We start from the raw sequence: 24189 nt of genomic DNA on the forward strand, positions 1-24189 counted from the left end.
GCGCACCCCGCCGTCCACGTGGTCGTTCAGCCGCACGCGTCCTCCCGGACCAGATCGACGATGAGGTCGGCGGCGAGGCGCACGTCGGCGAGGACGATCGACTCGTCCACCGAGTGGGCGTCAAGGATCGAGCCAGGCCCGAAGACCACCGCCGGGATGCCCGCCCGCGCGATCTTGCTGGCGTCCGTGCAGAACGGCATGCCGTGCACCCTCGCGTCCAGGCCGCGGGCGGCGAGCACGTGGCACAGTCCGGTGACGACCGGGCTGTCCGCCGGGGTGCCGAGCGCGTAGTCCACGGTGAACGGCGGGTCGAGCTCGATCCGGCCGGGCAGCAGGCGCGCCAGCTCCTCGCGGTCTCGCTTCCACACTTCCAGCGGATCCTCGCCGGGCAACGTGCGCCTATCCACGTCGATCTCACACCGCCCAGGGACGATGTTCGGGCCGGTGCCGCCGCGGATCCGGGTGACGCACCGGGTGGCCGCCCCGAGCAGCGGATGGTGGGGTACGTCGGGCGTGGTGGCGTCCAGGTGGGCCAGTACGCGGGTCATCAACGTCACGGCGTTGACCGCATCGTCCGGGCGAGAGGCGTGGCCGGCCTCGCCCAGCGTACGCACCGTGTAGCGGACCACCCCCTTGTGCGCGATGCCTGCCGCGAGCCCGGTCGGCTCGCCGACCACCGCCGCGGCCACCTCGGGTACGGGCAAGTCCTCAAGGAGCCCGAGCACGCCGCGGTAGCGGTGCTCCTCGTCGATCACCCCGGCGAGTACCACGGTGCACGGCGGCTCAGGACCGGCGGCCAGCTCGGCCGCGGCCAGCATGAACGCCGCCAGGGAGCCCTTGGCGTCGCAGGCGCCTCGCCCGTACAACCGCCCGTCGCGGACCTCACCCGCGTACGGGTCCACGGTCATGCCTTCGACCTCGACCGTGTCCAGGTGCGACACCAGCAGGAGGGCCCGCGGGTCGCGGCCGGGCACCACGGCCACGACGTTGGGCCGCCCGGGCAGCACCTCGCGGATCGAGGCGGCGACGCCGTGCCCGGCGAGCCAGTCGCGGACGGCCACGGCCAGCGCGGCCTCGCCCGGCCCCGTCCTGTCGCGCGGGTTGACGCTGGGGGCGCGTACCAGCTCGCGCAGCAGCGCCTCGGCGGGGCTCATGCCGTGCGCCGTTCGCGGGCGTACAGGAGCAGGAGCACGATGATGAGCAGTCCCAGCGCCACCTGCCGCAGCCCTTCGCTGAGGTTCCACGCCACCAGCAGCGCGGTCAGCAGGGTCAGCAGCAACGCGCCGGCGACCGTGCCGAGCAGGTGCCCGCGTCCGCCCAGGATCGACGTCCCGCCGAGGACGACGGCCGCGATCGACAGCAGCTGGTACGGGTTGCCCATGGTGAGCGAGCTGGTCCCGGTGAACCCGAGTAACACCAGCCCGGCGACCCCGGCGAGCAGCGCGCAGGCGGCGTACATCACGAGGGTGGTGACCGGCACGGGCACGCCTGACGCCCGCGAGGCGGGCTCGCTGGTGCCGAGCGCAAAGGCGTAAGCCCCGAGCCGCGACAGGTGTAGCAGCCAGACGGCGACGGCCGCGATGCCGAGCCACAGGACGGTGGCCAGCGGGATCCCCGCCACGCTGCCGTTGGCGAGCGCGTCGAGCAGCGGGATGCTCGCCGACTTGGGCGAGCCGTTGGTGTAGATGAGCAGCGCGCCCGAGATGACCGTGGTGCTCGCCAGCGTCATGACCATGGGCGGCAGGCGCAGCCAGACGATGCCGGCGGCGTTCACCACCCCGACCAGCGCGCTGACCGCCAGCGCGACGAGGATGGCCACCGCGCCGCCCGATCCCGCGGCCACCTGAGCGCACACGACCGCCGACAGCGCCACCACCGCGGAGACGGACAGGTCGATGCCGCTCATCATCACCACGAGCGTCTGCCCGACGGCCACGATGCCGAGGAACGAGGCGGTCTGCACCAGGTAACGCACGCTGGCCAGGCTGCCGAACCCTCTCGCGAACAGCACCGCCGCCACCCACGTCAGCGCCAGCACCCCGAACGCCCACAGAGCCCGGTTGCCGCGCAGCCCGTCGAAGGAGCGCCGCGGCCCCGCATCGCCGGCCCGCACGCCCGAGCCCTGGACGGTCTGCGTCATCAGGCCACCGCCTTCCTGGTCGCCAGCGTCTTCACCGCGACCGCCACGATCAGCACGACACCCTGCAGGATCATCTGGTAGAAGGTCGAGATCCCGGTGAACAGCAGCAGGTTGGTCAGCAGCCCGAGCAGCAGCGCGCCGAGCAGCGTGCCGCGCATCTGCCCCACCCCGCCGAAGAAGCTGATCCCGCCGAGCACTGCCACCGCGATGGAGTTCAGCGTGTACGGCACACCGATCGTCGGATCGCCCGACCCGGTCTGGATCGCCAGGCCGATCCCGGCCAGCCCGGTGAAGAGACCGGCGAGTCCGTACGCGTAGATCTTGACGCGGCGCGTGTCGATGCCGTTGGCGTAGGCGCCGTGCTCGTTGCCGCCGGCGGCGTACAGCGCCAGGCCGAAATGGGTCGTCTTGACCAGCTTCCACAGGCCCAGGGCCACGCCGATGGCGATGGCGGGCAGCGCTAGGCCGTGCCAGCCGAGGTTGTAGGCCCGCACCAGCCCTTCGGGCACATGCCCGCCGGGCTGGGGGAGCACGATCAGCGTGACCCCGCCCCACAGGAACGACGCCGCCAGCGTGACGATGATCGGCGGCAGTCCGGCGTACGCGACCAGCACCCCGTTGGCCGCGCCCGCCAGCACGGTGACCGCGAGCGCGAGCGCCATGGCGGCCACCACGCCTCCTGGGGCATCGGGAGGATAGATGACGAACACCGCCATGCCGAGCGACAACACGGCGCCGAGCGACAGGTCGATGCCGCCGGTCAGCATGACGATGGTCTGCCCGGCGGCGGCCAGGATCAGCGGCAGGAACTGCGCGGACAGGATCGTGATCGTCGACGGGTGCAGCAGCGTCGGGTCGAGCCGCTGGTAGACGACGAGCACCATGGCCAGCAGCGCGCACAGTCCCAGCAGGTCGAGGCGGTTACGCACCGGCCACCTCCGTCGCCGTGCTCTCGCCCGCCGCCTCCGCGGCCGTGCTCCTGCCTGCCACCGACGCCTGGACCAGGCGTTCCTCGGTCAGCTCGGCTCCGGCCAGCCGGTCCACGACCGCGCCCTCGTACATGACCAGGACCTCGTCGCACAGGCCCACCAGCTCCATGGTGTCGCCGGAGGTGACCAGCACCGCCAGGCCTTCACCGGCCAGCTCGCGTAGCAGGTGGTAGATCTCACGCTTGGTGCCGACATCGATGCCGCGGGTCGGCTCGGCGAGCAGGAGAACGCGGGGCCGGTTCGGCAACCACTTGGCCAGCGCGACCTTCTGCTGGTTGCCGCCGGACAGGCGGCGGGCCTCCTGGGCGGGGGAGGTGGTCTTGATCCGCATGCGGGCGATCAGGTCGTTCACGAGCCGGTCCTCGCGCCGCCGGGAGACGGTGGTCAGCGTGCGGGCGGGGGCGAGGGTGCGCAGGCTGGTCAGCGCGAGGTTGGCGCGGACGCTCCTGACCACGTGCAGCCCTTCGGTCTTGCGGTCCTCCGGCACGTAGCCGATGCCGCGGCGGATCGCCTCGCGAGGGGAGACGAGGCGGCAGGGCCGCCCGTCCACCGTGATCCGGCCGCTGTGGGGACGCAGGCCGAACAGGGCACGCAACACCTCCCGCTGGCCCTGGCCCTGCAGCCCGCCCAGGCCGACGATCCGTCCCGGCGCCAGCTCCAGGTCCGCGCCCTGAGCTCCGGCGAACAGACCGGAGGCGGTCAGAACCGGCCCTTCGTCAGACGGCGCGATGTCCGCCTTGGCAGGGAACATGTCCGAGAGCTCGCGGCCCACCATCAGCCGGACGAGGTCGTCGTGGTCGGTCTGCGCGCGCTCCCGGGTGGCCATGACCTCGCCGTCCTTGAGCACGGTCAGCCGGTCGGCGACGGCGAGCAGCTCCCCCATGCGGTGGCTGACGATCACGACGGAGCGGCCACGCTCGCGCAGGTCGGCGATCACCCGGAAGACCGCGCTCACCTGGTCGTCGTCGAGTGCCGATGTGGCCTCGTCGAGTATCAGCAGACGCGGGTCCGCCGTGAGCGCCTTGGCGAGTTCCACGAGCTGCTGCGCGCCGAGCGGCAGCCGCCCGGCGGGCGTGCGCGGGTCGACGTCCAGGCCGACCCGCTCCAGCAGCGGGCGGGCACGGGCCGCCAGGTCTCGGTGACGGACCAAACCGCGGCGGCTGGGCCAGGTCCCGAGGAACACGTTCTCGGCCACGCTCTGATGCGGGTTCAGGCTCAGCTCCTGGTGCACTGAGGCGATGCCGGCGGCCCGCGCGCGGTGCGGTGACCACGCGCGGACGGCTTCGCCGTCGTACCGGATGGTGCCGGAGTCCGGGGTGAGCAGGCCAGTGATCAGTGAGAGCACGGTGCTCTTGCCGGCGCCGTTCTCGCCCACCAGGGCGAGCACCTCTCCGGTGCGGATGTCGAAGCCGACCTCGCGCAGGACGGTGACGCCGGCGAAGGACTTCGACACCCGCTCGACGTTCAGCAGCGTCATCCGGGTCCCTCCGCTACGCGCCGAGCAGCTTGTCGATCTCGCTCTGCGGGATCGGCTGGATGGGGTAGGAGTCGTCGGGCTGGTCCGGCTTGACGAACTGGTCGAGGTTCTCATCGGTGATCTCGGGGAGGGGGACGGTGATGGTGGACGGGACGGCGGTGCCGGCGCTCTTGGCCACCGCGGCCCGCAACGCGATCACCGCCAGGTAGTTGGGCTGCGCCGTGGCGATGGAGGAGAAGCCCTCCTTGCGCTTGTCGGCCCACAGCTTGAGGAAGCCGTTGTAGTTCTCACCGGTGATCGGGACGAGCTTCTTGTCCTGCTTCACCAGGGTCTGCAGCGCCGCGGCGGACAGGGCGCCGCCCTGGGAGAAGACGCCGGTGATGGTCGGATGCGCCGAATAGGCCGAGGCGAACGCCTGCGCGGCCGGGGCCAGGTTGTACTCGCTGTGGACGTTCGCCGCGATCTTGATGTCCGGGTACTTCTTGAAGATCTCTTCCGCGCCCTTCCAGCGCTCCTCGCTGACGGACACGCCGGCCGGGCCGTTCATCGCGATGATCTCGCCCTTGCCGCCGAGCTTGTCGGCCAGCCACTGGGCCGTCAGCCGGCCCCACTCGACCTGGTCGGTGCCGACCCTGATGACCTTCTCGCTGGTGACGAGGCTGTCGAAGTTCACGACCACGATGCCCGCGGCCACGGCCTTCTCCATCACCGGGTTGAGCGCGGTGGAGGAGCCGGCGTCGACGAGGATGACGTCGTACTTCTGGGTGATCATGGCCTGGATCTGGGCGATCTGCTGGGAGGTGTCGCCGTTGGCGTTGAAGGTCTCATAGCTCGCCACCTTGCCCTCGGCCTTGAGCTTGGCCACGTCCTCCTCGAGCATCTGCAGGGTCTGCTGCATCCACGAGGGGGCGAGATAGATGGTGGACCAGCCGACCTTGAGCGCCTTGGGTGCGGCGCTCGACGCGCCGCCGGTCGCTCCGGCGGGGGAGGCCGTGGTATTTCCCTGGTCGACGTTGCACGCCGCGGTCGCCAGAAGTGCGCCGAGTGCCGCCGAGGCGATCAGGGCGCGTCGCGTCATCCTCGTCATGGAGCCCTCCTTTAACGGACCACGTTCGTAAGTGGTTCGTAGTATGGTGGGATCAGGATGCTCCTAAGGAGCTGTTTCGGTCAACAGTGGGTGCGTTAAAACGGCGTGACCGGCGTTGGGGCGCATTTATTGTGAACTACTTATGAACTCGGTCGTATAGGGGGATCATGACGATCGTGATCGGGCTCGTCATCCACGCGAGCCATCGAGCCGTCTTCGAGGAGGCGGCCCGCACGCTGTCGGGCGTGCGGCTGGAGTGGGTGAGCTACGAGCAGGAGGACGAGATCCGGCCGCGGGTCCAGGCGCTCCTCGAGCGCGAGCAGGTGCATGGCCTGCTGCTCGGTCAGGTGCCCTATGCCAAGTCGCGCGACCTGCTCCCGGCCGGGCTGTCCGTCGCGGTCACCAAGTCCCGCGCCCTCGACCTGTCCTTCGCCTTCTTCCGCGCGCAGGCGGACGGCCGGCCCGCGGTGCCGGTCAGCGTCGACACGTTCGATCCCGAAACGGTCAGCGAGGTCGTCCAGGCGCTCGGGCTCGACCTCGACCAGGTGGCCTGCCTGCCGTACGATCCGGAGCAGACCGTCGACGAGATCGTCGCCTTCCACCGCCGCTTCGCCGAGCGGACGGGCGCCGCCTATGCCATCAGCCTGCGCACCGCCGTCACCGCCCGGCTGACCGCGGGCTCGGTCCCCGTGGTGAACGCCTTGCAGGGGCCTGCCACCATCCGGGCCGACCTTCACGAGCTCGCCCTGCGTATCCAGTCGCGGCAGGCCAGCGCGTCGCGGTTCGCCGCGGGGGTCTTCCTCGTAGGGGCCCAGGACGCCCGGGCCGACCTCGACCGGGCCCGCATCGGGCTGATGAACCTGCTGGTCAACACGCCGGAGTTCGGCGAGGCGTGGATCGAGAACCGCGACCGCCGCGGCGTCGTCGTCTTCGCGCACAAGGCGCTGTTCGAGGAGGTCACCCACAACTGGGTGTCCCTGCCCATCCTCGGCGTGGCCCAGGAGACCCTGGGCGTCCGGCCCGCCGCCGGGTTCGGCATCGGCGGGTCCGCCCGAACCTGCGTCCAGCTCGCCGAATGGGCGGCCTCGCGCGCCGAGCAGGAGGCTGCGCCCTCGGCCTACCTCGTGGAGGACAGCGGCGTCATCATCGGTCCGATGAGCGGGTCGGGCTCACCGCTGGCCTTCACCTACCGGGACCACGGGGGTGACCTGGAGGAGTTGGCGCGGCGCGCCGGCCTCAGCCCGGCGACCCTGTCCCGGCTCGCCGCGGTCGAGCGCAGCCTCGCCGGGCGCCTGATCTCACCGAGCGACCTCGCGGGACAGCTCGGCATCACCAACCCGAGCGGCCGCCGACTGATCCGCAAGCTCAGCGAGTCCGGGCTGGTCACCGAGGAGGGCAGCGAGCAGATGCACCGCAAGGGCCGCCCAACCCGCCTCTACCGCCTCGGCATCGCCACCGCCCTCACCCTCACCCCCGCCCCCGGACACCGCGCCCCCCGCGCGACCGACTCCGGGTCATGGCAGGGTGAGGCGACGGATCTCGATCGCGGCCCTGGGCTCGGTGGTGGCCGTGTTGGAGACCGCGGTGCGTGGCAGGGCGGCGCGACCGGCCCAGAGGCCGGTGCCGGGCGGGGCGGTGGTCCGTTGGGCGAGACCGCTTCGCGACAGGGATAGGAGCAGGATGTCCTACGATCTGCTGCTGGCCGGCGGTGAGGTCATCGACGTCGGTGGCGGGCACGTCGGCCGGTACGACGTCGGTGTGCGCGGCGGCCGGATCGCCGCCGTCGCCCCCGCCCTGCCCCGGCACCTGGCCCGCGAGGTCGTCGACGCCCGGGGCAAGGTGATCACGCCCGGCCTGGTCGACCTGCACACACACGTCCACCCCGGTGCCACATACTGGGGGATCGACCCCGACCCCGTCGCCTGGTACACCGGCGTGACCACCTGGGTCGACGCCGGCTCCGCCGGCGCGTACGCCATCGAGTCCCTGCGCGCCGCCGTCACCGACTACCAGGTGCGGGTCGCGGCGCTGCTCAACGTCTCCGCCGTCGGCCTGACCGCGCCCGACGGGGAGAGCCGCGAGCTGGCCAACTGCGACGTCGACCTCGCCGCGGCGACCTTGGCGGGCAATCGTGACCTGCTCTTCGGCGTGAAGGTGCGCATGGACGGCAAGACCGTGGGCACGAACGGGCTGGAGCCGTTGCGCCGCGCGATCAAGGTGGCCGAGGCAGGCGAGGTCCCGGTCATGGTGCACATCGGCGTCGCGCCACCGGCCGTGGACGAGGTGCTGCGCCTGCTGCGACCCGGCGACATCGTCACCCACTGCGCCAGCGGGCTGGCCACCGGCATGGTGGAAGGAGGCGGCATCGCGCCCGCCGTGGTCGAGGCGTACGCCGCGGGCGTGCTGTTCGACATCGGGCACGGATCCGGAGGGTTCGCGTTCGACGTGCTCGAAGCACAGCTCAAGGCCGGGATGATCCCTCACGCGATCTCCTCCGATCTGCACGCGCGGTGCCTGTACGGGCCCGTGTTCGACTTGCCGACGACGATGACGAAGCTGCTCGCCGTCGGGCTGCCGCTGGAGGAGGTGGTCGCCGCGGCCACCGTGCGTCCCGCCCAGGCGCTCGGCCTGCCCGGCGGCGCAGGGACGCTCGCCGTGGGCGCCCGGGCCGACCTCGCGGTGTTCGCACTGGAGGAAGGCGCGTTCGAGCTGGTCGACTCACACCGGCAGCTCCGGACCTCGGACCGGCGGCTGGTCAACGAGCTCACCTACGTCGCCGGCCGCCCGCTGCCGCCCCGGCTGCCGCCGCACCCCAAGCCCTGGATCCCGCTCACCGAGGCCCAGCACGAGGCGCTGCGCCAGCGGGCCGGACGGGTCCGCGCGCTGCTCTCCGCCCCGCTGGTCGGCGCGGACGGGCTGGCCGAGCAGTTCCCCCGGTCGCCCTGAGGCGTTCACCAGCAGGCGGCGATTCTGTCCAGCACCGGCGCCGGATACATCCCGTAGTTGTAGAAGTCGACGGCCGCCGCGCCGGCGGAGGTGCAGGCGGCCACTTTCGCGGCCAGATGCGCGGCATCGAGGGTGTCCGGGTGACCGGGCCGCAACACCACCCGTACCGGACACCTGCCGCCGGCGGCCGCCACGACGGAGGCCACGTCGGCACGCAGCCGCGCCACGTCCCGCACGTAGCCCAGGTACGCATAGCCGTCGGCCACGGCCGACAGCGCGGGCACGTCCACCCCGAGCCGCCAGCCCTGCTCGGCCGCGGCCGGGCCCTCAGGGGCTCCGTCGCCGTAGCCGAGCAGCGCGCCGGTCAGGTCCAGATACACCAGCTCGCCGCCGTCCTCGTGCACGGCGGCGGCCACTTGCCGGGTCAGCGCGGTCACCACACCCTGCCGTACGGCGAGAAAGCCGTCGAGCTCTTCACCCACCGCCGCACGTAGCGCCGGCAGGTCGGCCGGCGTGGCGGCGCCGTCGCCCTCCAGCGCCCGGTCGAGATGGCCGGCCACGGTCGCGCGCAGCCGCTCCGCGTCCACCCCGGCGGCCTGCGCCGCCTTCCGGCAATCCACGCAGAAGCACAAACCCATCAGCAGCCGCTCGCCCGGGCCCAGCGGGACGAAGGAGCGCTCGTGGTGGTGCCCGTGGTCGAAGGTCCCGTACGAGAGCGCCTCGGCCACCACCGGCCCCACCGCCGCCGCCGTGCGGGCCAGCGCCACCGCGTAATCGGCCACGTCCGGATTCGCCGGGCACAGGTCGGCGAGCAGCCGGTCGCCGAAGCACGTCTCGGCGCACACCTCGGGAAACGCGCTGCCCAGCGTGGTGTTGTGCAGGAACACCGTCCAGGCGAGCACGTCGCCGCCCGCCCGCTCGCGCAGCTTGGTCACGGCTTCCTGCTCCGCGAGCGGCTGCCCGGGCGGGCGCAGCCGCACCCCCTGCCAGACCTCCGGAGGCAGCGGCAGGAACACGCCGTCACGCCGGTGCACCACCCGCCCGCTCTTTCCCCGCGGCACCACGTCGCGCGCCTGGTGGTAGGCGACGGCGACGGTCACCGCCGCGACGCCCCTCTCGCGCACCCGCGCCAGCACCCTCTCCACTCCCTCGTCCACCAGGTCGGAGGGGAAGACGTAGAGGCTGCTGCGGCGAAGCATGGAGAGATTGCACCACACGGCCTGGGGGTCGAGGAAAGCGGCCTACCCGAAGACGGCGGGCGGGGGCACCGGGGCCAGGACGGGGTCGCCGTCCCTGATGGGATAGGCCCCGGCGACGAAGTTCGTCAGCGCCTCCCCGTGCACGCACCTGGCCTGCGTCAGCCCGCCGGCCGCGCGCCGCGTGAGCAGGTCCACCGGCAGATCCGTACGCGAGGCCGCCACGATGAGATTCCCGAAGCGGCGCCCCCGCATGACGCCCGGCTCCGCCAGCAGCGCCACATGGCGGAACGTGGCGATCACCGTGGCCAGCAGGCGCCTGGCGAAGGCCAGGCCCTTGCCGTCGGCCAGGTTGATCAGCAGGGTGCCATCCGGGCGCAGCACCCGGGCGATGTCGCCCATGTACTCGATCGTGGCCAGCTCCACCGGCATCGTCGCCCCGGTGAACGCGTCCAGCACCACCAGGTCCGCCGTGGCGTCCCACACCTTCGCGGCGCCGTCCCGGCCGCCCTCCACGATGACCTTCAGCCGGGGCACGGAACGCAGCTCCAGCTGCTCCCGTACCAGATTGACCAGCAGGCCGTCGGGCTCGATCACGATGTGCCGCGAACCCGGGCGGGTGGCGGCGACGTAGCGGGGGATCGTGCAGGCTCCGCCGCCGACATGGACGCAGCTGAGCGGTCCGTCCTGGAGAAGGTCAATAACGTCCGCCATGAGACGGACGTACTCGAATTCGAGGAATGTGGGATCTTTGAGATCCACATACGACTGAGGTACGCCATCCTTGGACAGCACCCAGCCGTCCTGCCTGTCCAGATCCCGGAGGAGTTCCACCTCGCCGAACGTCACCGGATAAAGGCCGGGCATCGGTTCCCGCTGTCCACGTGTCACGCTGATCCCTCCTGGGAGAAACCGTATGCGACGACGAAGGCTGATTGTGCTCGTTATCGCGGTTGTCGCGATAGTCGGGGCGAGCACATTCGCGGTCTTGGCGTCCAACCGGGTCAAGGGGAGCCCCTCGAAGACGGCGGCCGCGTACTTCGAGGCGTGGCGCAAGGGGGACATCACGGGCATGGAGCGGCTGGTGTACCAGCCGCCGGCCGACTTCGTCGTCCGGCATCGGGCGTTGTCGGACGAGCTGCACGTCGAGTCCATCCAGCTGACCCCGGGGCCGTTGAAGAGCATGGGGGACGGGTCCGCCGAGGTGCCGTTCGCGGGCGTGCGGGAGCTGACCGAGTTCGGGGCGTGGCCGTTCGACAGCACGTTGCGGCTGGCCGTGCGGGACGGGGCGTGGAAGGTGTTATGGGCGCCCGAGACGCTCCACCCGCTGCTCAAGGGCGGGGGGAGGCTGGAGCTGGGCGAGATCGACATGGTGGGGGCCGAGCTGGTCACGAGCGAGGGCGACCGGATTCCCCACGACAGCTACGCGGAGGCGTACCTCGAGCGGCTCAAACCCGAGTTCGCCGAGGCGAACCAGGGGTGGGAGCTGGTGCTGAAGGTGCCGGGGCAGCCGGACCGGCCGTTGCTCAGCAAGCAGGCCGGGGCGAACGTCGAGCAGACCACGTTGTCGCGGCCCGTCCAGGCGGCGGCCGCCCGGGCGCTGGACGGCGTGGAGGACTCCGCGATCGTCGCCATCCGGCCGGGCACCGGCGAGATCGTGGGGCTGGCCGACCGCCTCGAGGAGAACTTCAGCGCCGTGCAGGACCTCTTCCCGCCGGGCTCCGTCTTCAAGACGATCACGGCGGCGGCGCTGCTCAAGAACGGCCTCGAACCGTTCTCGGAGGTCTCGTGCCCGGATAGCTACACCATCCCCGGCCATCGGACCATCGACAACGACGGGGCGGTGGATCGCGGCCTCATCAGCTTCACCGACGCGTTCGCCCATTCCTGCAACACGACGTTCGTCGAGCAGGCCACCACGAGGCTGAGCTCGAAGGACCTGGTGGAGACGGCGAACGAGTGGGGGTTCGGCCGGCCGATCATGACCGGCATCGGCGGGAGCTGCGGCTCCGTGCGGGAAACCGACGACGTGGACGCGTTCGCCGAGGACGTGATCGGCCAGGGCGAGGTCGTCACCACCCCGCTGTGCATGGCGGCGCTCGCCGCCGCCGTGCAGAGCGGCGTGTGGCGCTCGCCCAGACTGCTGTCGACGGCGCAGGTGAGTCGCATCGACGGCACGCCGCCACCCGAGCCCGCGCCCATGGACGAGGGGATCGTGACGGCGCTGAGGGACATGATGACCGCGGTGGTGGACTACGGCACGGCGGCCGACACGGGGCTGCCGGAGGGCGTGGCGGGCAAGACCGGCACGGCGGAGGTGGTCGACGGTGAGGATCACGCCTGGTTCGTCGGATACCGCGACGACCTGGCCTTCTGCGTGTTCGTCCGGCACGGCGGCAGTGGTGCCGCGACCGCCGCTCCCATCGCCGCCCGCTTCTTGAATGGACTGTAACCTACGGTACCGTAGGTTTCATGACGACCATCACCGTTAAGCCCAGGCTGCGAGGCTGGTTGCACACTGGAGCGCTGCCCGTGACGCTGATCGCCGGGTTCGTGCTCGTGGCGCTCGGCCCGACGTTGCAGGCCCGTGTGGCCTCCGCCGTCTACGCACTCACGTCGGCGTTGTTGTTCGGCATTTCGGCCACCTATCACCGCAGCACGCTCGGCCCGAAGCTGGCCGAGTTCCTGCGCAGGGTCGATCACGCCAACATCTATTTGATCATTGCCGGGACTTATACGCCCTTCGCCTTGCTGGCCCTGGACGGGGTGGCCCGGGTGGCCGTGTTGGGCGTCATCTGGGGCGGCGCGCTGGCGGGCGTGTTGTTCCGGGTGTTCTGGATGGGCGCGCCGCGCTGGCTCTACACCGTGCTCTATCTGGCGCTGGGCTGGACCGCGGTCTTCGTCATGCCGCAGCTGCTCGAGGGTGCGGGCGTGGCCGCCGTCGTGCTGGTGGCCGTGGGCGGCGTGTTCTACTCGGCGGGCGCCGTCGTGTACGGGCTGCGCCGTCCCGACCCGTCGCCCCGCTGGTTCGGCTTCCACGAGGTGTTCCACGCGTTCACCGTCGCCGCCTACCTGGTCCAGTACATCGCGGTGTCGATCGTGGTCTACTCCCACGCATAAAGAACTCCACTTTGTGGGTAGATGTACCGTAAATATTACGCATGTGTCGGCGTTCCGCCGGAGGAACGTACGGCCCATCTGCCCACAGTGGAGTGGACATGGACGTACACACCCGCCTTGCCCGCCACCTGCTCATCGACGGCTACCGTCTGGTGCTCGACCTGGAGCTGAGCCGCGGCTCCTGGCTCGTCGACGCCCGCAACGGCCGCCGCTACCTGGACTTCTACACCTTCTTCGCCTCCGCCCCGCTCGGCGTGAACCCGCCGTTCGACCCCGACTTCGTCCAGCTGCTCGGCCAGGTCGCGCGCAACAAGCCGGCCAACCCGGACATGTACACCGAGCACCTGGCCGACTTCGTCGACACCTTCGTCCGCGTGCTCGGCGACCCCGAGCTGCCCCACCTGTTCTTCGTCGAGGGCGGCGCCCTGGCCGTGGAGAACGCACTCAAGACCGCCTTCGACTGGAAGAGCCGCCGCAACGAGGCCGCGGGCCGCCCGCGCGAGCTGGGCACCAAGGTCCTGCACCTGACACGGGCCTTCCACGGCCGCAGCGGCTACACCATGAGCCTGACCAACACCGAGCCGGGCAAGACCGACCGCTTCCCCAGATTCGACTGGCCGCGCATCGACGTGCCCGCCATCCACCTCGGCGACGTCGAGGCGGCCGAGGAACGCGCACTGGCGCAGGCGCGGGAGGCCTTCGAGCGCCATCCGCACGACATCGCCTGCTTCATCGCCGAGCCGATCCAGGGCGAGGGCGGCGACAACCACATGCGGCCGGAGTTCTTGCAGGCCATGCAGCACATGTGCCACGAGTACGACGCGCTGTTCATCCTCGACGAGGTCCAGACCGGCGGCGGGACGACCGGCACGCCGTGGGCCTACCAGCAGCTGGGGCTGGCACCCGACGTGGTGGCCTTCGCCAAGAAGGTCCAGGTCGGCGGGATCATGGCGGGCCGCAGGGTCGACCAGGTCCCCGATAACGTGTTCCAGCTGAGCGGCCGGATCAACTCGACGTGGGGCGGCGGACTGGTGGACATGGTCCGCAGCCGCGGCATCCTGGAGATCGTCGAACGCGACGGCCTCATCCAGCGTGCCGCCACGCTGGGCAGCGTGCTGCTCGAACGCCTCACCAAGCTGGAGGCCGAGCGCCCGGAGGCGGTGTCGGGCGTGCGCGGCCGTGGCCTGATGTGCGCGTTCGACCTGCCCGACCAGGCCGCCCGCGACGCCCTGGTGACCCGGCTCAGGGACGACCATGGCGTGCTCGTGCTGCCCTGCGGCCCCCGCTCGGTACGCCTGCGCCCGGCACTCAACATCCCTGAGCCCGACCTGGACCACGGACTGAGCGCCCTGGCGGGCGCGCTCACGGGGTGACGCTGGTGGCGGCGCGGCGCGGCCCGAAGTAACGCCAGAAGAAGTTGAGCAGCACGCTCGCCCGGTTGCGCCCGCCCAGCAGGTAGGCCACGTGAATGAAGATCCAGATCAGCCACGCCGGCAGCCCGCGCATGGTCATCCCGTTGCGGAACTGGAGCACGGCCTCCGCCTTGCCCACGGTCGCCATGATGCCGGGATCGTCGTACGAGAACGCCTGCACCGGCCGTCCCTGCGCCGCCGCCAGGATCTGCCTGCCCACGTGCTTGCCCATTTGGATCGCGGGCTGGGCGAGCTGGGGCAGCGGCTCGGGCGGCCCGGCGAGGTCGCCGGCCACGAAGATCTCGGGGTGGCCGGGGACGCGCAGCTCTTGCGTGGTCGTGATCCTGCCGCCCTTGCCCTGCGGCAGCCCCCAGTCGGCCACGTCATCGGGCGCGGTCACGCCGAGCGCCCACACGGTCAGGTCGCTCGGCAGCCGCGTCCCGTCGGTCAACACCACCGCGTCCGGCTCCACGGACGCCAGCGTGGAGCCCAGATGCAGCCGCGTCCCTCGTCTGCGCAGCGCGGCCGCCGCCGCGTCCCGCAGCCGCGGCTTGTACGGCGCCAGGACATAGTCGAACCGCTCGACCAGGCTCACGCTCGTCTGGGAGGGCTTGATCTCCGGATGTGTCAGCGGCAGCGTGCGCCACCGCAACTCGGCCAGCGTGCCCGCCACCTCGACGCCGGTCGGGCCCGCGCCCACCACCACGACGTGAGTGCTCTCCCGCCGGCCCGTGGCCGTGTCCTCCAGGCATTGCTGCAGCCGCCGCCGAAGGTTGGCCGCGTCGTTGAGCGAGTAGATCGGCAACGCGTTCTCCCGCGCACCCGCCACGCCGAGCCAGTTGGTCGTGACGCCCGTCGCCAGCACCAGGTAGTCGTACTCCAGCGAGCTGCCGTCATCCAGCTCCACCCGCCGCTCCTCGGCCAGCACCTTGCTCAGCCCGGCGTGGCGCGCCCGTACGTTCGGCCATCGGGCGGCGAACGTGCGAATCGGGTAGGACACGTCGGACGTGCCCATGCTCGCCGTGGCCACCTGGTAGAGGAGCGGCTGGAACGTCGAGTACGGCTTCCGGTCGACGAGCGTCACCAGCGCTCCGCCCTTGGCGAGCTCCCGCGTCGCCTCCAGCCCCGCGAATCCTGCCCCGACGACGACGACCCGCGCTCTACGCGTCATGCTCATGGGACTCCTATGACACCGCCGGTGGCCTTTAAACCACAGGGAGGTCAGTGACGCCGGGCACGGCTACTGCCGGCGGGACAGCCAGAGGCCGATGGCGGTGACGCGTGAGTCCACGCCTAGCTTGGCGTAGATGCGGTTGACGTGATTCTTGACGGTCTTCTCACTGAGGAACAGCCGTTGCGCGATCTGTCCGTTGGACTGACCCGTGGCGATGAGGTCCATGACCTCGGCCTCGCGTTTGCTCAGGGACGTGAACACGCTCTCGAACGCTGCGTCGTCGACTCTCATCCGGCCTCCGGGGGCGCGAAGACGGTCAGATCGCCGAGGGCCCCCGTGCTTCCGGCGTTAGCGGTAGACAGCGAGCATAACTCGCATTGTCATGATTTGGGGGCGTAGTCGGGAGAAAACGACGACGGCCGGTCCATCTAGGACCGGCCGTCGTGCAGTGGGGTGAGTGAAGGGACTTGAACCCTCGACATCCAGGACCACAACCTGGCGCTCTGCCAACTGAGCTACACCCACCACGGCCACCCGCTACGCGGCGGCACAGGAAAAGTGTAGCGGGATTCGGGAGTCTTTACGCCACTCCTTTAGCCGCTGACACGCTCTGCCAGCGATCTCGCGGTCGCCGAGTCGGGTCCCGGCTGCTCCACGAAGATCGCCGCACGGTAGTAACGCAGCTCCCGGATGCTCTCCGTGATGTCCGCCAGGGCACGGTGTCCGCCCTGCTTCTCCGGCGCGGCGAAGTAGACCCGCGGATACCAGCGGCGGACCAGCTCCTTGATCGACGAAACGTCGATCATCCGATAGTGCAGAAAAGCATCCACGGCGGGCATGTCCCTGGCCAGGAACGTGCGGTCGGTGCCGATCGAGTTGCCGCACAGCGGCGCCTTCTTCGGCTCCGGCACATGGCGGCGGATGTAGTCGAGCACGAGCGACTCCGCCTCCGACAACGTCACCCCACTCCCCAGCGCGGGCAGCAGCCCGGAGGCGGTGTGCATCTCGCGCACCACTTCCGACATCTGCTCCAGCGACTCGGGCGGCGGCTTGATGACCACGTCCACGCCCTCGTCCAGCTGATTGAGCTCGCTGTCGGTGATGACGCACGCCACCTCCACCAGCGCGTCCCGCCCGAGGTCGAGTCCGGTCATCTCGCAGTCGATCCAGACCAGCAAGTCACTCATGAGATCTCCTCGCCCAGCGGCTCGGAGCAATCCGCCCGCTTGTTACCCCACCAGCCTAGTGCCACTGCTCACGCGGGCTTGAGCGAGCTCAAAACCTTGCCCACCACGTCCGTGCCCAGATTGTCCGGTACGGAGATGTAAAGGAGGGCCGGGCGCTCACCGGAGCCGCGATCCATGAGCACGAGCGCACCGCTCTCCTTCTTCCACTTGTAGCCCTTCTCCTCCGACACCTTGGTGAAGTCGAGCTCGAACTGCAGCAGCCACGCGTCCCGATCGCCGATCTTCATGGCCTTGTCCGCCACGATCTTGGTCTCGTGCGGCGGCGCGTAGAACCTGGAGAAGTCCACGAAGACGGCCTTCGCCGTATCTCCCATGCCGGCGGCACCGCTATAGGGGTAGAGCTCGTTGAGCAGCCCCGAGTAGACGTTGCCGACCCAATCCTCGTCCTCGACGAAGTTCTCCTGTGACGTGGCCTGCACCCCGGCCGACCACAGCTGCTGCGTCGGGCTCGGGGTCGCGGGGTTGAGCTGCGCGGGCACCGTCCAGCCCTCGGGCACCGGGTAGGAGATGCCGGCCTGCGCGTCGGTGATCCGGCCATCGGCCGGCTGAGGAGGCGGCTGGCCGGTGCCCTGGCTGGGCGGCTCGTTGGACGGCGGTTCGTTGGTGGGCGGCTCCTGGGGAGCCGACGTCTCCGTCGGCGCCGACATCGGGATGTCGTTGCTCCTGTTGACGAGGAAGATCCCGCCCACCACGATCAGCGCGAGCACCACCAGCGCCGCCAGTCCGCCGAACACCCAGGGCAGCGGATTGCCCTGCTTGGGCGGCGGGCCGTAGCCGGGGCCGGGCAACTGCGCGCCGCCCCACTGCTGGGTGGGCGGCGTGGGCTGGCCGTAGGCGGACTGCCCAAAGGTGGGCTGCCCGTACTGGAGCGTGGGGTTCGCCGGCGTCGCCGACCAGTCCGGCCGCGACTGCTGCTGCGGCCCTGAGGCGGCCTGCGGCTGCGGTTGCTGGGGCCCGGAGGCAGGCTCCTGCGCATGGGTGGCGTCGGTCCACTGGTTGCCGTCCCACCAGCGGAGCTGGGGCTCGCCGTACGGGTCCGGGTACCAGCCCGCGGGGGTCTGCGAGGTCATGTTCGCCAGATTAGTAAGAACCGCTTTGATATGCATCGCTGAGACGGCATCAACACTTGTACGTGAAGCTGGCCTTGTCCGTACGCACCGGGCCCGGCGTCAGGATCCGCAACGTGGCGGTGGCCTTGACGTTGCTCTTGCCCGACAGCGACCACCTCAGCGGCAGCGTGTAGGACGTCTGGTCGGAGTTCGTGCGCAGCGATCCCTTGACGACTTCCTTGTCCAGGTTCTTGCGCCATTCGAAGGTGATCTCGCCGGGCGCCCCGTTGGTGACGACCTTTCCGGTGATCAGGACCTTGCTGTCGCACCCCTGCGTCTTCTTCGGCGCCACCACGTCGATCGACTGGACCACCAGCTCGGGCGTGCTGCCCAGCCTGAACCAGGCCAGGATCGCCCCCGCCATGATCGCGGCGAAGACGGCCGTGGCCCAGATCGTCCGCCACCGCCGCGCCCGCGAGGCCCTGGGCCGCTGGCCACCCGGGCGGTGCACCGTGGATGCCTCGCCCCGTCCTGCACGCCAGATCCGCTCCGCCGTCGTCTCCGGCCGCTGCTCCTGCGTGCCGATCCCCGGCCCGAACTGCAGGGGCCGCGCCGCTCGGCCGGGCACGTGCAGCAGCGTGACGATGTCGCCCTCGTCTTGGGGCAGGGCAGGCGGTTGCGCGTACGCCCGCGGCTGCGCGAACGCCGACCTGCCGCGTGCCGCCCGCACCAGCCCCTCCCGGCTGATCGCGCCGCCGGGCAGCGCCGCCTGCTCGCCGAGCAGCGCGTTGCGTGCGGCGGCCAGGCCGAGCGTGCCCGCCATGGCCGCGACCCGCTCGAACAACTGAGCGGCCTGCGACGCGCCTGGTTGCCGCGCGTCAGACCCGGAGGAGCCGGCCTGCGGTGAACCCGGCGCGACGGAGCTCGTGGAGCCCGAGGAGGCGGCCAGCCCGCGGGCGAGCGCCGCCCAGCCGGCCGCGTCGCGCTCGGGCCGGGACACCTGGCCGCGGATCGCGTCGGTCAGGCCGCGCTCGGACAACAACGCGGCGCCCTCCGCGGTGATCACCACGGTGCCCGGGTGCACGGCGCCGTGCGTGATCCCGGCGGCGTGCAACGCGATCAGCGTTTGGGCGGTCTCCACCAGGGCGGACGCCGCGCCCGCCGGATCGACAGGGCCACTGGCGAGCAGGTCGGCCAGCGTCGGGCTGACCGCCTGGCCCGTGAGCAACCACACCTGGTCGCCCGCCGCCACGACGTCGGCCACCGGGATGAGGCCGGTCATCCCGCCCAGCACGAGCCGCTGGTCGGTCATGACCGCCTGGACGACGCGGTCACGCACGCCGGGCAGCCCGATGATCTTCGGATCGAAGAGCAAGGCGCCGGCGCGGCGGCCGTCGGGCGAGATCGCGTCGATCCAGTTGCCCAGCTCGGTCATCCAGGTGTGTTCGGTGAGCCGGAATCCGGCGATATCGGTCGTAGGGTTGTTCATCGCCGTCTCCCCCCGGACGCTGCTAGCGCTTTCTTCTGTGGCGGCCCGCCATACGGCGTCGCACCGCAAGTGTGACCGGAACCGCGCCGGACGTCATCAGGCCGAACGCGATGAGCGCAGACTGCGCCATGCCGACAGCGTCGATCCTGGGCTCCTCGGTCGGCACCTGGTCTCCCGGATCCTCCGTGTCTGGCGGTGTCGAGGTCGATGCCGAGGTCGACGCGGAGGCCGATGCGGACGTCGACGGCTGGGTCCGGGTGGGCGTGGGAGTCGGGGTCGGCGTCGGGGAAGCCGGCGGACGGGTGTCGTCCGGCACGCTCATCGTGCCGCTCGCCTCGGGCTCGGCGCTCTCGCTCGGGGTGGAGGCCGGCTTCTTGGTCTTGGCGGGCTTCTTGGTCTTGGTGGGCGTGGGCGTGGGCGTGGGCGTGGCCGTCGTGGTCGGGGCGGCGCTCGTCGTCGGCACCGGCGGCGGGCTGTCGCTGGTCGTGGCCGTCGGCTCCGGCGTGCCTTCTTCTGGCGTGGTCTCCTCCGGCGTGGCCGACGCCTCGACCGTCTCGGCCGGCTCGCCCGTGTACGGCGTCGCCGGGCTCGGCGTCGTCGTGGTGGTCTGCGCCTGGAGCACGGGCTCGTCGGCGGAGGACGTCGCGATGATCACGACGGCGCCGATCAGCACGCCGGCCGCGAGCGCGCCGATGGCGAGTTTCGCGGGGAGCTTGCGCAGCACACGGGTCGGGTCGCGGAACCGGGTCTCGGCGAGCGACGTCTGCGTCTCCGCAGGGTCCGCGAGCGGGCTCGGGAAGAGCAGGACCAGCAGACCGGCGAGAGCCGCCAGGCGGCGACGCCCGCGCTCCTCCCAGTCGGGGCCGTACCCCTCGGCCGCCACGGCCTCCAGCTCGGTCAGGAACGCCTCCGCCGACGGCGGGCGCTCCGCGGGGTCCTTGGCCAGGCCGCGCTCGACCAGGCCGCGTAGCGACGGGGGCACCTCCTCGATCGGGGCCGGCGCGCTCTGGTGCTGGCGGGCCAGCGCGGCCATGTTGGTCGCCCGGTAGGGACGGCCGCCGGTCAGGCACTCGAAGAACACCACGGTGGCCGCGTACACGTCGGTCGCGGGCCCGGCGGGAGCGCCCGACCACTGCTCGGGCGCCATGTACGGGGGCGTGCCCGCCGCGCTCGTCTCCTCGCCCGCCTTGACGGCGATGCCGAAGTCCACGAGCTTGCTGGTGCCGTCGCCCTGCACCATGACGTTCTCGGGCTTGAAGTCGCGGTGCACGACGCCGATGGCGTGCGCGGAGGCCAGGCCCTGGAGCGAGCCCTTGAGCACGGTCAGCGCGGCCTCGGCCCCGGTCGGTCCCTCGGACCTGAGGAGCTCGCGGAGCGAGACGCCGTTGATCAGCTCCATGATGATCGCCGCGCCCTGGCCGGACTCGACGTAGTCGATCAAGCGGGCGTGGTGCGTGCTCTGCAGCGTGGCCAGCAGCCTGGCCTCGTGCCGGAAACGGGCGACGAAGCCCATGTCGGATCTCAGCTCGTCGCTGAGATATTTGATGGCCACTTCCACGCCGTCGTAGTCGCGTGTGGCCAGCACGACACGACCGGCGGCTCCTGAGCCCAGTTCGCGAACCCCGGTGTAGCCGGGGACCCCCCATTGCCCCTCGCCGTACATAACGGTCTCCTCTGGACTTGTCTGGGCCCCCACCCGCATCAAACGGAGCGTAGCTTAACCAGAAGGAACCGCATTCTCGCTACCAACATCCTGATAAGTCTGGATTACGACTTTTAGTCGATCTTGTCGGGAGTGTCGGATGTCTCGGGGCGCGGCTCCTTGGTGGGCTCCTTCGTGGGCTCTTCCTCGGACGGGCACTCGGGCGTGACCCCGCCGGCCGTGTCGCTGCCGTTGCCCGCGGCCGGGTCCGTGGAGGCGGTCACCGACCACTTTGTGCCGCAGGGAAGCTGTTTGACCGGGAGAGTGAAGGTCCGGGTGTAGGACGTCTCGCCGGACAGCGTGTCCGATTTCGTGTTGCCGAGCTCGCCGGCCGAGAACGACATGGTGAGCCGTACCGGCTGGGTGTTCGACGTGAGCACCTGGACGGTCGCCGAGAGACCGTCGCCGGGGCCCGCCCGCACGATCGAGACCCGCCGCACCTCCGGCGGGCAGGCGACCGAGGTCCGCGCGGTTTCCGTCCGGCCGCCCGCGATCACCTTCACCGACAGCGTCGCGCCGCAGGGGCGGGATCTGAAGGTGTGGGTGAGGGTCCGGGTGTAGGAGGTCTTGCCGGACAGGCTCGCCGTGCGGGTGCCGACCGGGTCGCCGTTCACCGCGAACTCGGCCTGGACCGGGATCTCGCCGGTGCCGCTCGCCGTCACCCTGATCCTGGCCTGGGCGGCGCGGGCGGGCGCGGCAGGCAGCACGAGGCTCACCCGCAGCCCGGTCACCCGCGTCGGGCAGGGCGGCACGGACACCGAGGCGGTCCTCTCGCCGCCGGGCGCCGCGGGTGAGGTGGAGACGGTCAGCGTGACCGTCTTGCCGCACGGGCGTTCCCCCATGGACCAGGTGAGCGTCCGGGTGTAGGTGGTGGAGCCGATCAGGCGCACGCGCTCGGTGCGGCCCTCCGTGCCGGAGGCCGCCCAGGTCGCGGTGGCGGTGACGGCGGCGGTGCCGCTGGCGCGCACCGTGACCGTGGTGGTGGCGACCCCGTCGTCGTTGACGGTGAGGTCGCCGATGCCGATCGCGAGCACCGACGTGACCGGCGACGGCGTGATCACCGTAGGCGTTGGGGTGACGGTGGGCGTCACCGTCGGCGTCACTGCGGGGGTCGAGGTGGGTGTGGAGGTGGATGTCGGGGTCGGGGTCGGGGTGGGTGTCCGAGTCCGTGTGGGCGTGGTCGCGGGTCTGGTTGACGCCGGTGGGGACGCGGCGGGGCTCTCCTCGGGCAGGACCGCCTCGGACGTGTTCTCCGGGCCGGGCTCGGGCGTGCTCTCCGGCGTTTCCTCGGGCGTCGCCTCAGGTGTCGTCGGCGGGGCGGAAGCGGGCTCCGGGGTGATCTCGGTCGGCGGTACGGCCGCCGCCGCGCCGATCGGCCCCGCGGGCGGCCGCTCCCTGTTGGCCACCACGACCACCACCGCCACCGCCACGGCGGCGGCCAGCGCGCCGCCGATCGCCACCCGCGCGACGGAGCGCGCATTCGAGCGCAGCCCGCGGAAGACCGTCCTGGCCAGCGACGTGGACACCTCCGGCGTGGCCGCCGGCGGCGGTGTCGGCAGCAGCAGGGCGAGCAGGGCCACCAGCGCGGCCAGCCGCCGCTTGCCCCGCTCCTCCCAGTCCTCGCCATACGCCGCCAGGGCCGCCGCTTCCAGCTCGGCCACGAACGCCAGCGCGCTCTCCGGCCGCTGCCCCGGATCCTTGGCCAGGCCGCGCCTGATCAGCCCGCGTACCGGCTCGGGCGCGTCGTGGAACGGCACCGGGGCATGGATGTGCTGGTAGCCGAGCACGCTGGGCTCGGTCGAGCGGTATGGCCGGTGCCCGGTCAGGCATTCGAAGAAGACCGCGGTGGCCGCGTACACATCCGTCGCGGGCCCGGCGGGCGCGCCCGACCACAGCTCGGGCGCCATGTACGGTGGCGTGCCCTCCGGATGCGCGACCGCGCCCTGCCGCACGGCGATGCCGAAGTCGACGAGCTTGCTGATCCCGTCGTCCCTGACGATCACGTTCTCGGGCTTGTAGTCCCGGTGCACGAGGCCGAGCGTGTGCGCCCTGGCCAGGCCCAGCAGCGAGCCCTTCAGCACGACCAGCGCCGCCTCCGGCTCGGTCGCGCCGTGCTCGCGCAACAACGCGCGCAGCGAGACGCCGTTGACCAGCTCCATCACGATGGCCGCGCCGCCGGCGTCCTGAATGTACTCCCACATCGTGGCGATGTTGGGGTCCCTGAGCGTGGTCAGCAGCCGCGCCTCGGATTGGAACCTGGCCAGCGCGGCCGGATCACGCAGCAGGTTCGCCGAGAGGTATTTGATCGCGACCTTGACGCCGGTCTCGTCGTGTACGGCCAGCACGACCCGCCCGCTGGCGCCCGCGCCTAATTGTCTGATCTCCGTGTACCCGGGAGCACTCCACTCCATATGCCTCTCCCATCAGGAGTCGGCCCACCTGATGAGACGTGCGATCAAGGAGTCGGGTTTGCCAGGTGGTACCTGATTTATGGAACTACTCCCGATGGAGGATGTGAACAGGAGTATCGATACCTTCTGGGAGCAGCGGATCTGGCTGAGGCGCGCCCCACCCGGTCACCAGGGGCAGCACGCCGGCCCATACCGGAAGGGTGTAGTCCTCCTCCTCGTCGATCGGCGCGCCGCGCCGGATCTTGACCGACGCCTCCTCCAGGGACAACGCCAGCACGGCCGTGGCGGCCAGCTCCTTGCGCGACGGCGGCCTGGCGTAGTCCCACTGGCCGGGAGCGAGCTGCTCGGTCAGCGCCCGCAGCCCCGTCAGCCGCTCGTCCGGGTCGGTCACCAGCCTGGCCCGGCCGTAGATGACCGCCGAGCGGTAGTTGACGGAGTGGTGGAAGATCGAGCGGGCCAGCACGATGCCGTCCAGATGCGTGACCGTGACGCACACCTCGCCGTCACCGGCCGCGCGCAGGGACCTCGCGCCCGTGGAGCCGTGCAGATAGAGCGTTTCGCCGACCCGGCCGTAGCCGGTGGGCACGACCATCGGGTGACCGTCGACGACGACGCCCAGGTGGCAGATCAGGCCGGTGTCGAGCACCTCGTAGAGATCGTTCCTGTCGGCGCTGCCGCGTTCCTTCGAGCGGCCGAGCGTGGTGCGAGGAGTGGTGGAGAGCATGATTCGACCGTAGTCGCGAAGTGGAC

At 71.1% G+C, this 24189-nt stretch carries 20 protein-coding genes and 1 tRNA gene; 5 read left to right on the plus strand and 16 right to left on the minus strand.

Annotated elements, in window-relative coordinates:
- Positions 1-26: 26 nt before the first annotated feature.
- Genes OHA25_RS22115 through OHA25_RS22135 form a run of 5 tightly spaced genes read right to left on the minus strand, consistent with a single transcriptional unit; the run spans position 27 to position 5693 of the window.
- Positions 27-1154: a M20 family metallopeptidase gene (locus tag OHA25_RS22115; RefSeq protein WP_327589394.1), complete on the minus strand. Its 1128-nt coding sequence runs from the start codon at positions 1152-1154 to the stop codon at positions 27-29.
- Entirely contained in the window at positions 1151-2140 is a 990-nt protein-coding gene (locus OHA25_RS22120) for an ABC transporter permease (protein WP_327589395.1), read from the minus strand. The genes OHA25_RS22115 and OHA25_RS22120 overlap by 4 nt, the downstream gene beginning before the upstream one ends.
- Positions 2140-3069 (minus strand): ABC transporter permease, encoded by a 930-nt coding sequence (locus OHA25_RS22125; protein ID WP_327589396.1) that lies wholly within the window; start codon positions 3067-3069, stop codon positions 2140-2142. The genes OHA25_RS22120 and OHA25_RS22125 overlap by 1 nt, the downstream gene beginning before the upstream one ends.
- A complete protein-coding gene (locus OHA25_RS22130; protein ID WP_327589397.1) occupies positions 3062-4606 on the minus strand; it encodes a sugar ABC transporter ATP-binding protein in 1545 nt (514 codons plus the stop codon). The genes OHA25_RS22125 and OHA25_RS22130 overlap by 8 nt, the downstream gene beginning before the upstream one ends.
- A gap of 13 nt (positions 4607-4619) precedes the next feature.
- Positions 4620-5693, minus strand: coding sequence for an ABC transporter substrate-binding protein (locus OHA25_RS22135; RefSeq protein ID WP_327589398.1), 1074 nt, complete (start codon positions 5691-5693; stop codon positions 4620-4622).
- Positions 5694-5860: 167 nt separating this feature from the next.
- Between OHA25_RS22135 and OHA25_RS22140 the strand changes: the two genes are divergently transcribed.
- The gene (locus tag OHA25_RS22140; RefSeq protein ID WP_327589399.1) at positions 5861-7366 is read left to right on the plus strand and encodes a hypothetical protein; all 1506 of its coding nucleotides are present in this window, start codon (positions 5861-5863) and stop codon (positions 7364-7366) included.
- A gap of 7 nt (positions 7367-7373) precedes the next feature.
- On the plus strand, positions 7374-8639 hold the full coding sequence (locus OHA25_RS22145; RefSeq protein ID WP_327589400.1) for an amidohydrolase/deacetylase family metallohydrolase: 1266 nt from the start codon (positions 7374-7376) through the stop codon (positions 8637-8639).
- 5 nt (positions 8640-8644) lie between these two features.
- Here OHA25_RS22145 and OHA25_RS22150 read toward each other — a convergent pair whose 3' ends face one another.
- Positions 8645-9838, minus strand: coding sequence for a hypothetical protein (locus OHA25_RS22150; protein ID WP_327589401.1), 1194 nt, complete (start codon positions 9836-9838; stop codon positions 8645-8647).
- 42 nt (positions 9839-9880) lie between these two features.
- Entirely contained in the window at positions 9881-10726 is an 846-nt protein-coding gene (locus OHA25_RS22155) for a spermidine synthase (protein ID WP_327589402.1), read from the minus strand.
- 97 nt (positions 10727-10823) lie between these two features.
- On the opposite strand from OHA25_RS22155, the gene OHA25_RS22160 reads away from it, so the two are divergent.
- The 3 genes from OHA25_RS22160 to lat all read left to right on the plus strand — a co-directional run bounded on the left by OHA25_RS22160 (position 10824) and on the right by lat (position 14328).
- Positions 10824-12287, plus strand: a complete 1464-nt coding sequence (locus OHA25_RS22160) for a penicillin-binding transpeptidase domain-containing protein (RefSeq protein WP_327589403.1) — start codon at positions 10824-10826, stop codon at positions 12285-12287.
- A gap of 20 nt (positions 12288-12307) precedes the next feature.
- Positions 12308-12955 (plus strand): PAQR family membrane homeostasis protein TrhA, encoded by a 648-nt coding sequence (trhA, locus tag OHA25_RS22165; RefSeq protein ID WP_327589404.1) that lies wholly within the window; start codon positions 12308-12310, stop codon positions 12953-12955.
- A 98-nt stretch (positions 12956-13053) separates the two neighbouring features.
- The gene (lat, locus tag OHA25_RS22170; protein ID WP_327589405.1) at positions 13054-14328 is read left to right on the plus strand and encodes an L-lysine 6-transaminase; all 1275 of its coding nucleotides are present in this window, start codon (positions 13054-13056) and stop codon (positions 14326-14328) included.
- Here lat and OHA25_RS22175 read toward each other — a convergent pair.
- The 9 genes from OHA25_RS22175 to OHA25_RS22215 form a co-directional block, all read right to left on the minus strand.
- A complete protein-coding gene (locus OHA25_RS22175; protein WP_327589406.1) occupies positions 14318-15544 on the minus strand; it encodes an NAD(P)/FAD-dependent oxidoreductase in 1227 nt (408 codons plus the stop codon). The two genes, lat and OHA25_RS22175, sit on opposite strands and share 11 nt — an antisense overlap.
- Positions 15545-15607: 63 nt before the next feature.
- Positions 15608-15832 carry a helix-turn-helix domain-containing protein gene (locus OHA25_RS22180; protein ID WP_090938928.1) on the minus strand — a complete coding sequence of 75 codons (225 nt, stop codon included), beginning with the start codon at positions 15830-15832 and terminating at the stop codon, positions 15608-15610.
- 158 nt (positions 15833-15990) lie between these two features.
- Positions 15991-16066 (minus strand) — tRNA-His (locus OHA25_RS22185).
- Positions 16067-16134: 68 nt separating this feature from the next.
- On the minus strand, positions 16135-16728 hold the full coding sequence (orn, locus tag OHA25_RS22190) for an oligoribonuclease (protein WP_327589407.1): 594 nt from the start codon (positions 16726-16728) through the stop codon (positions 16135-16137).
- A gap of 68 nt (positions 16729-16796) precedes the next feature.
- Positions 16797-17858 carry a DUF2510 domain-containing protein gene (locus OHA25_RS22195; RefSeq protein ID WP_327589408.1) on the minus strand — a complete coding sequence of 354 codons (1062 nt, stop codon included), beginning with the start codon at positions 17856-17858 and terminating at the stop codon, positions 16797-16799.
- Positions 17859-17907: 49 nt separating this feature from the next.
- Positions 17908-19326, minus strand: a complete 1419-nt coding sequence (locus tag OHA25_RS22200) for a hypothetical protein (protein ID WP_327589409.1) — start codon at positions 19324-19326, stop codon at positions 17908-17910.
- A gap of 22 nt (positions 19327-19348) precedes the next feature.
- Entirely contained in the window at positions 19349-20989 is a 1641-nt protein-coding gene (locus tag OHA25_RS22205; RefSeq protein ID WP_327589410.1) for a serine/threonine-protein kinase, read from the minus strand.
- A gap of 113 nt (positions 20990-21102) precedes the next feature.
- Complete coding sequence (locus OHA25_RS22210) at positions 21103-23439, minus strand: protein kinase domain-containing protein (protein ID WP_327589411.1); 2337 nt, start codon at positions 23437-23439, stop codon at positions 21103-21105.
- 85 nt (positions 23440-23524) lie between these two features.
- On the minus strand, positions 23525-24163 hold the full coding sequence (locus OHA25_RS22215; RefSeq protein ID WP_305916437.1) for a pyridoxamine 5'-phosphate oxidase family protein: 639 nt from the start codon (positions 24161-24163) through the stop codon (positions 23525-23527).
- Between the last annotated feature and the right edge of the window lie 26 nt (positions 24164-24189).

It is taken from the genome of Nonomuraea sp. NBC_00507 (assembly GCF_036013525.1).
Taxonomy (GTDB): Bacteria; Actinomycetota; Actinomycetes; order Streptosporangiales; family Streptosporangiaceae; genus Nonomuraea.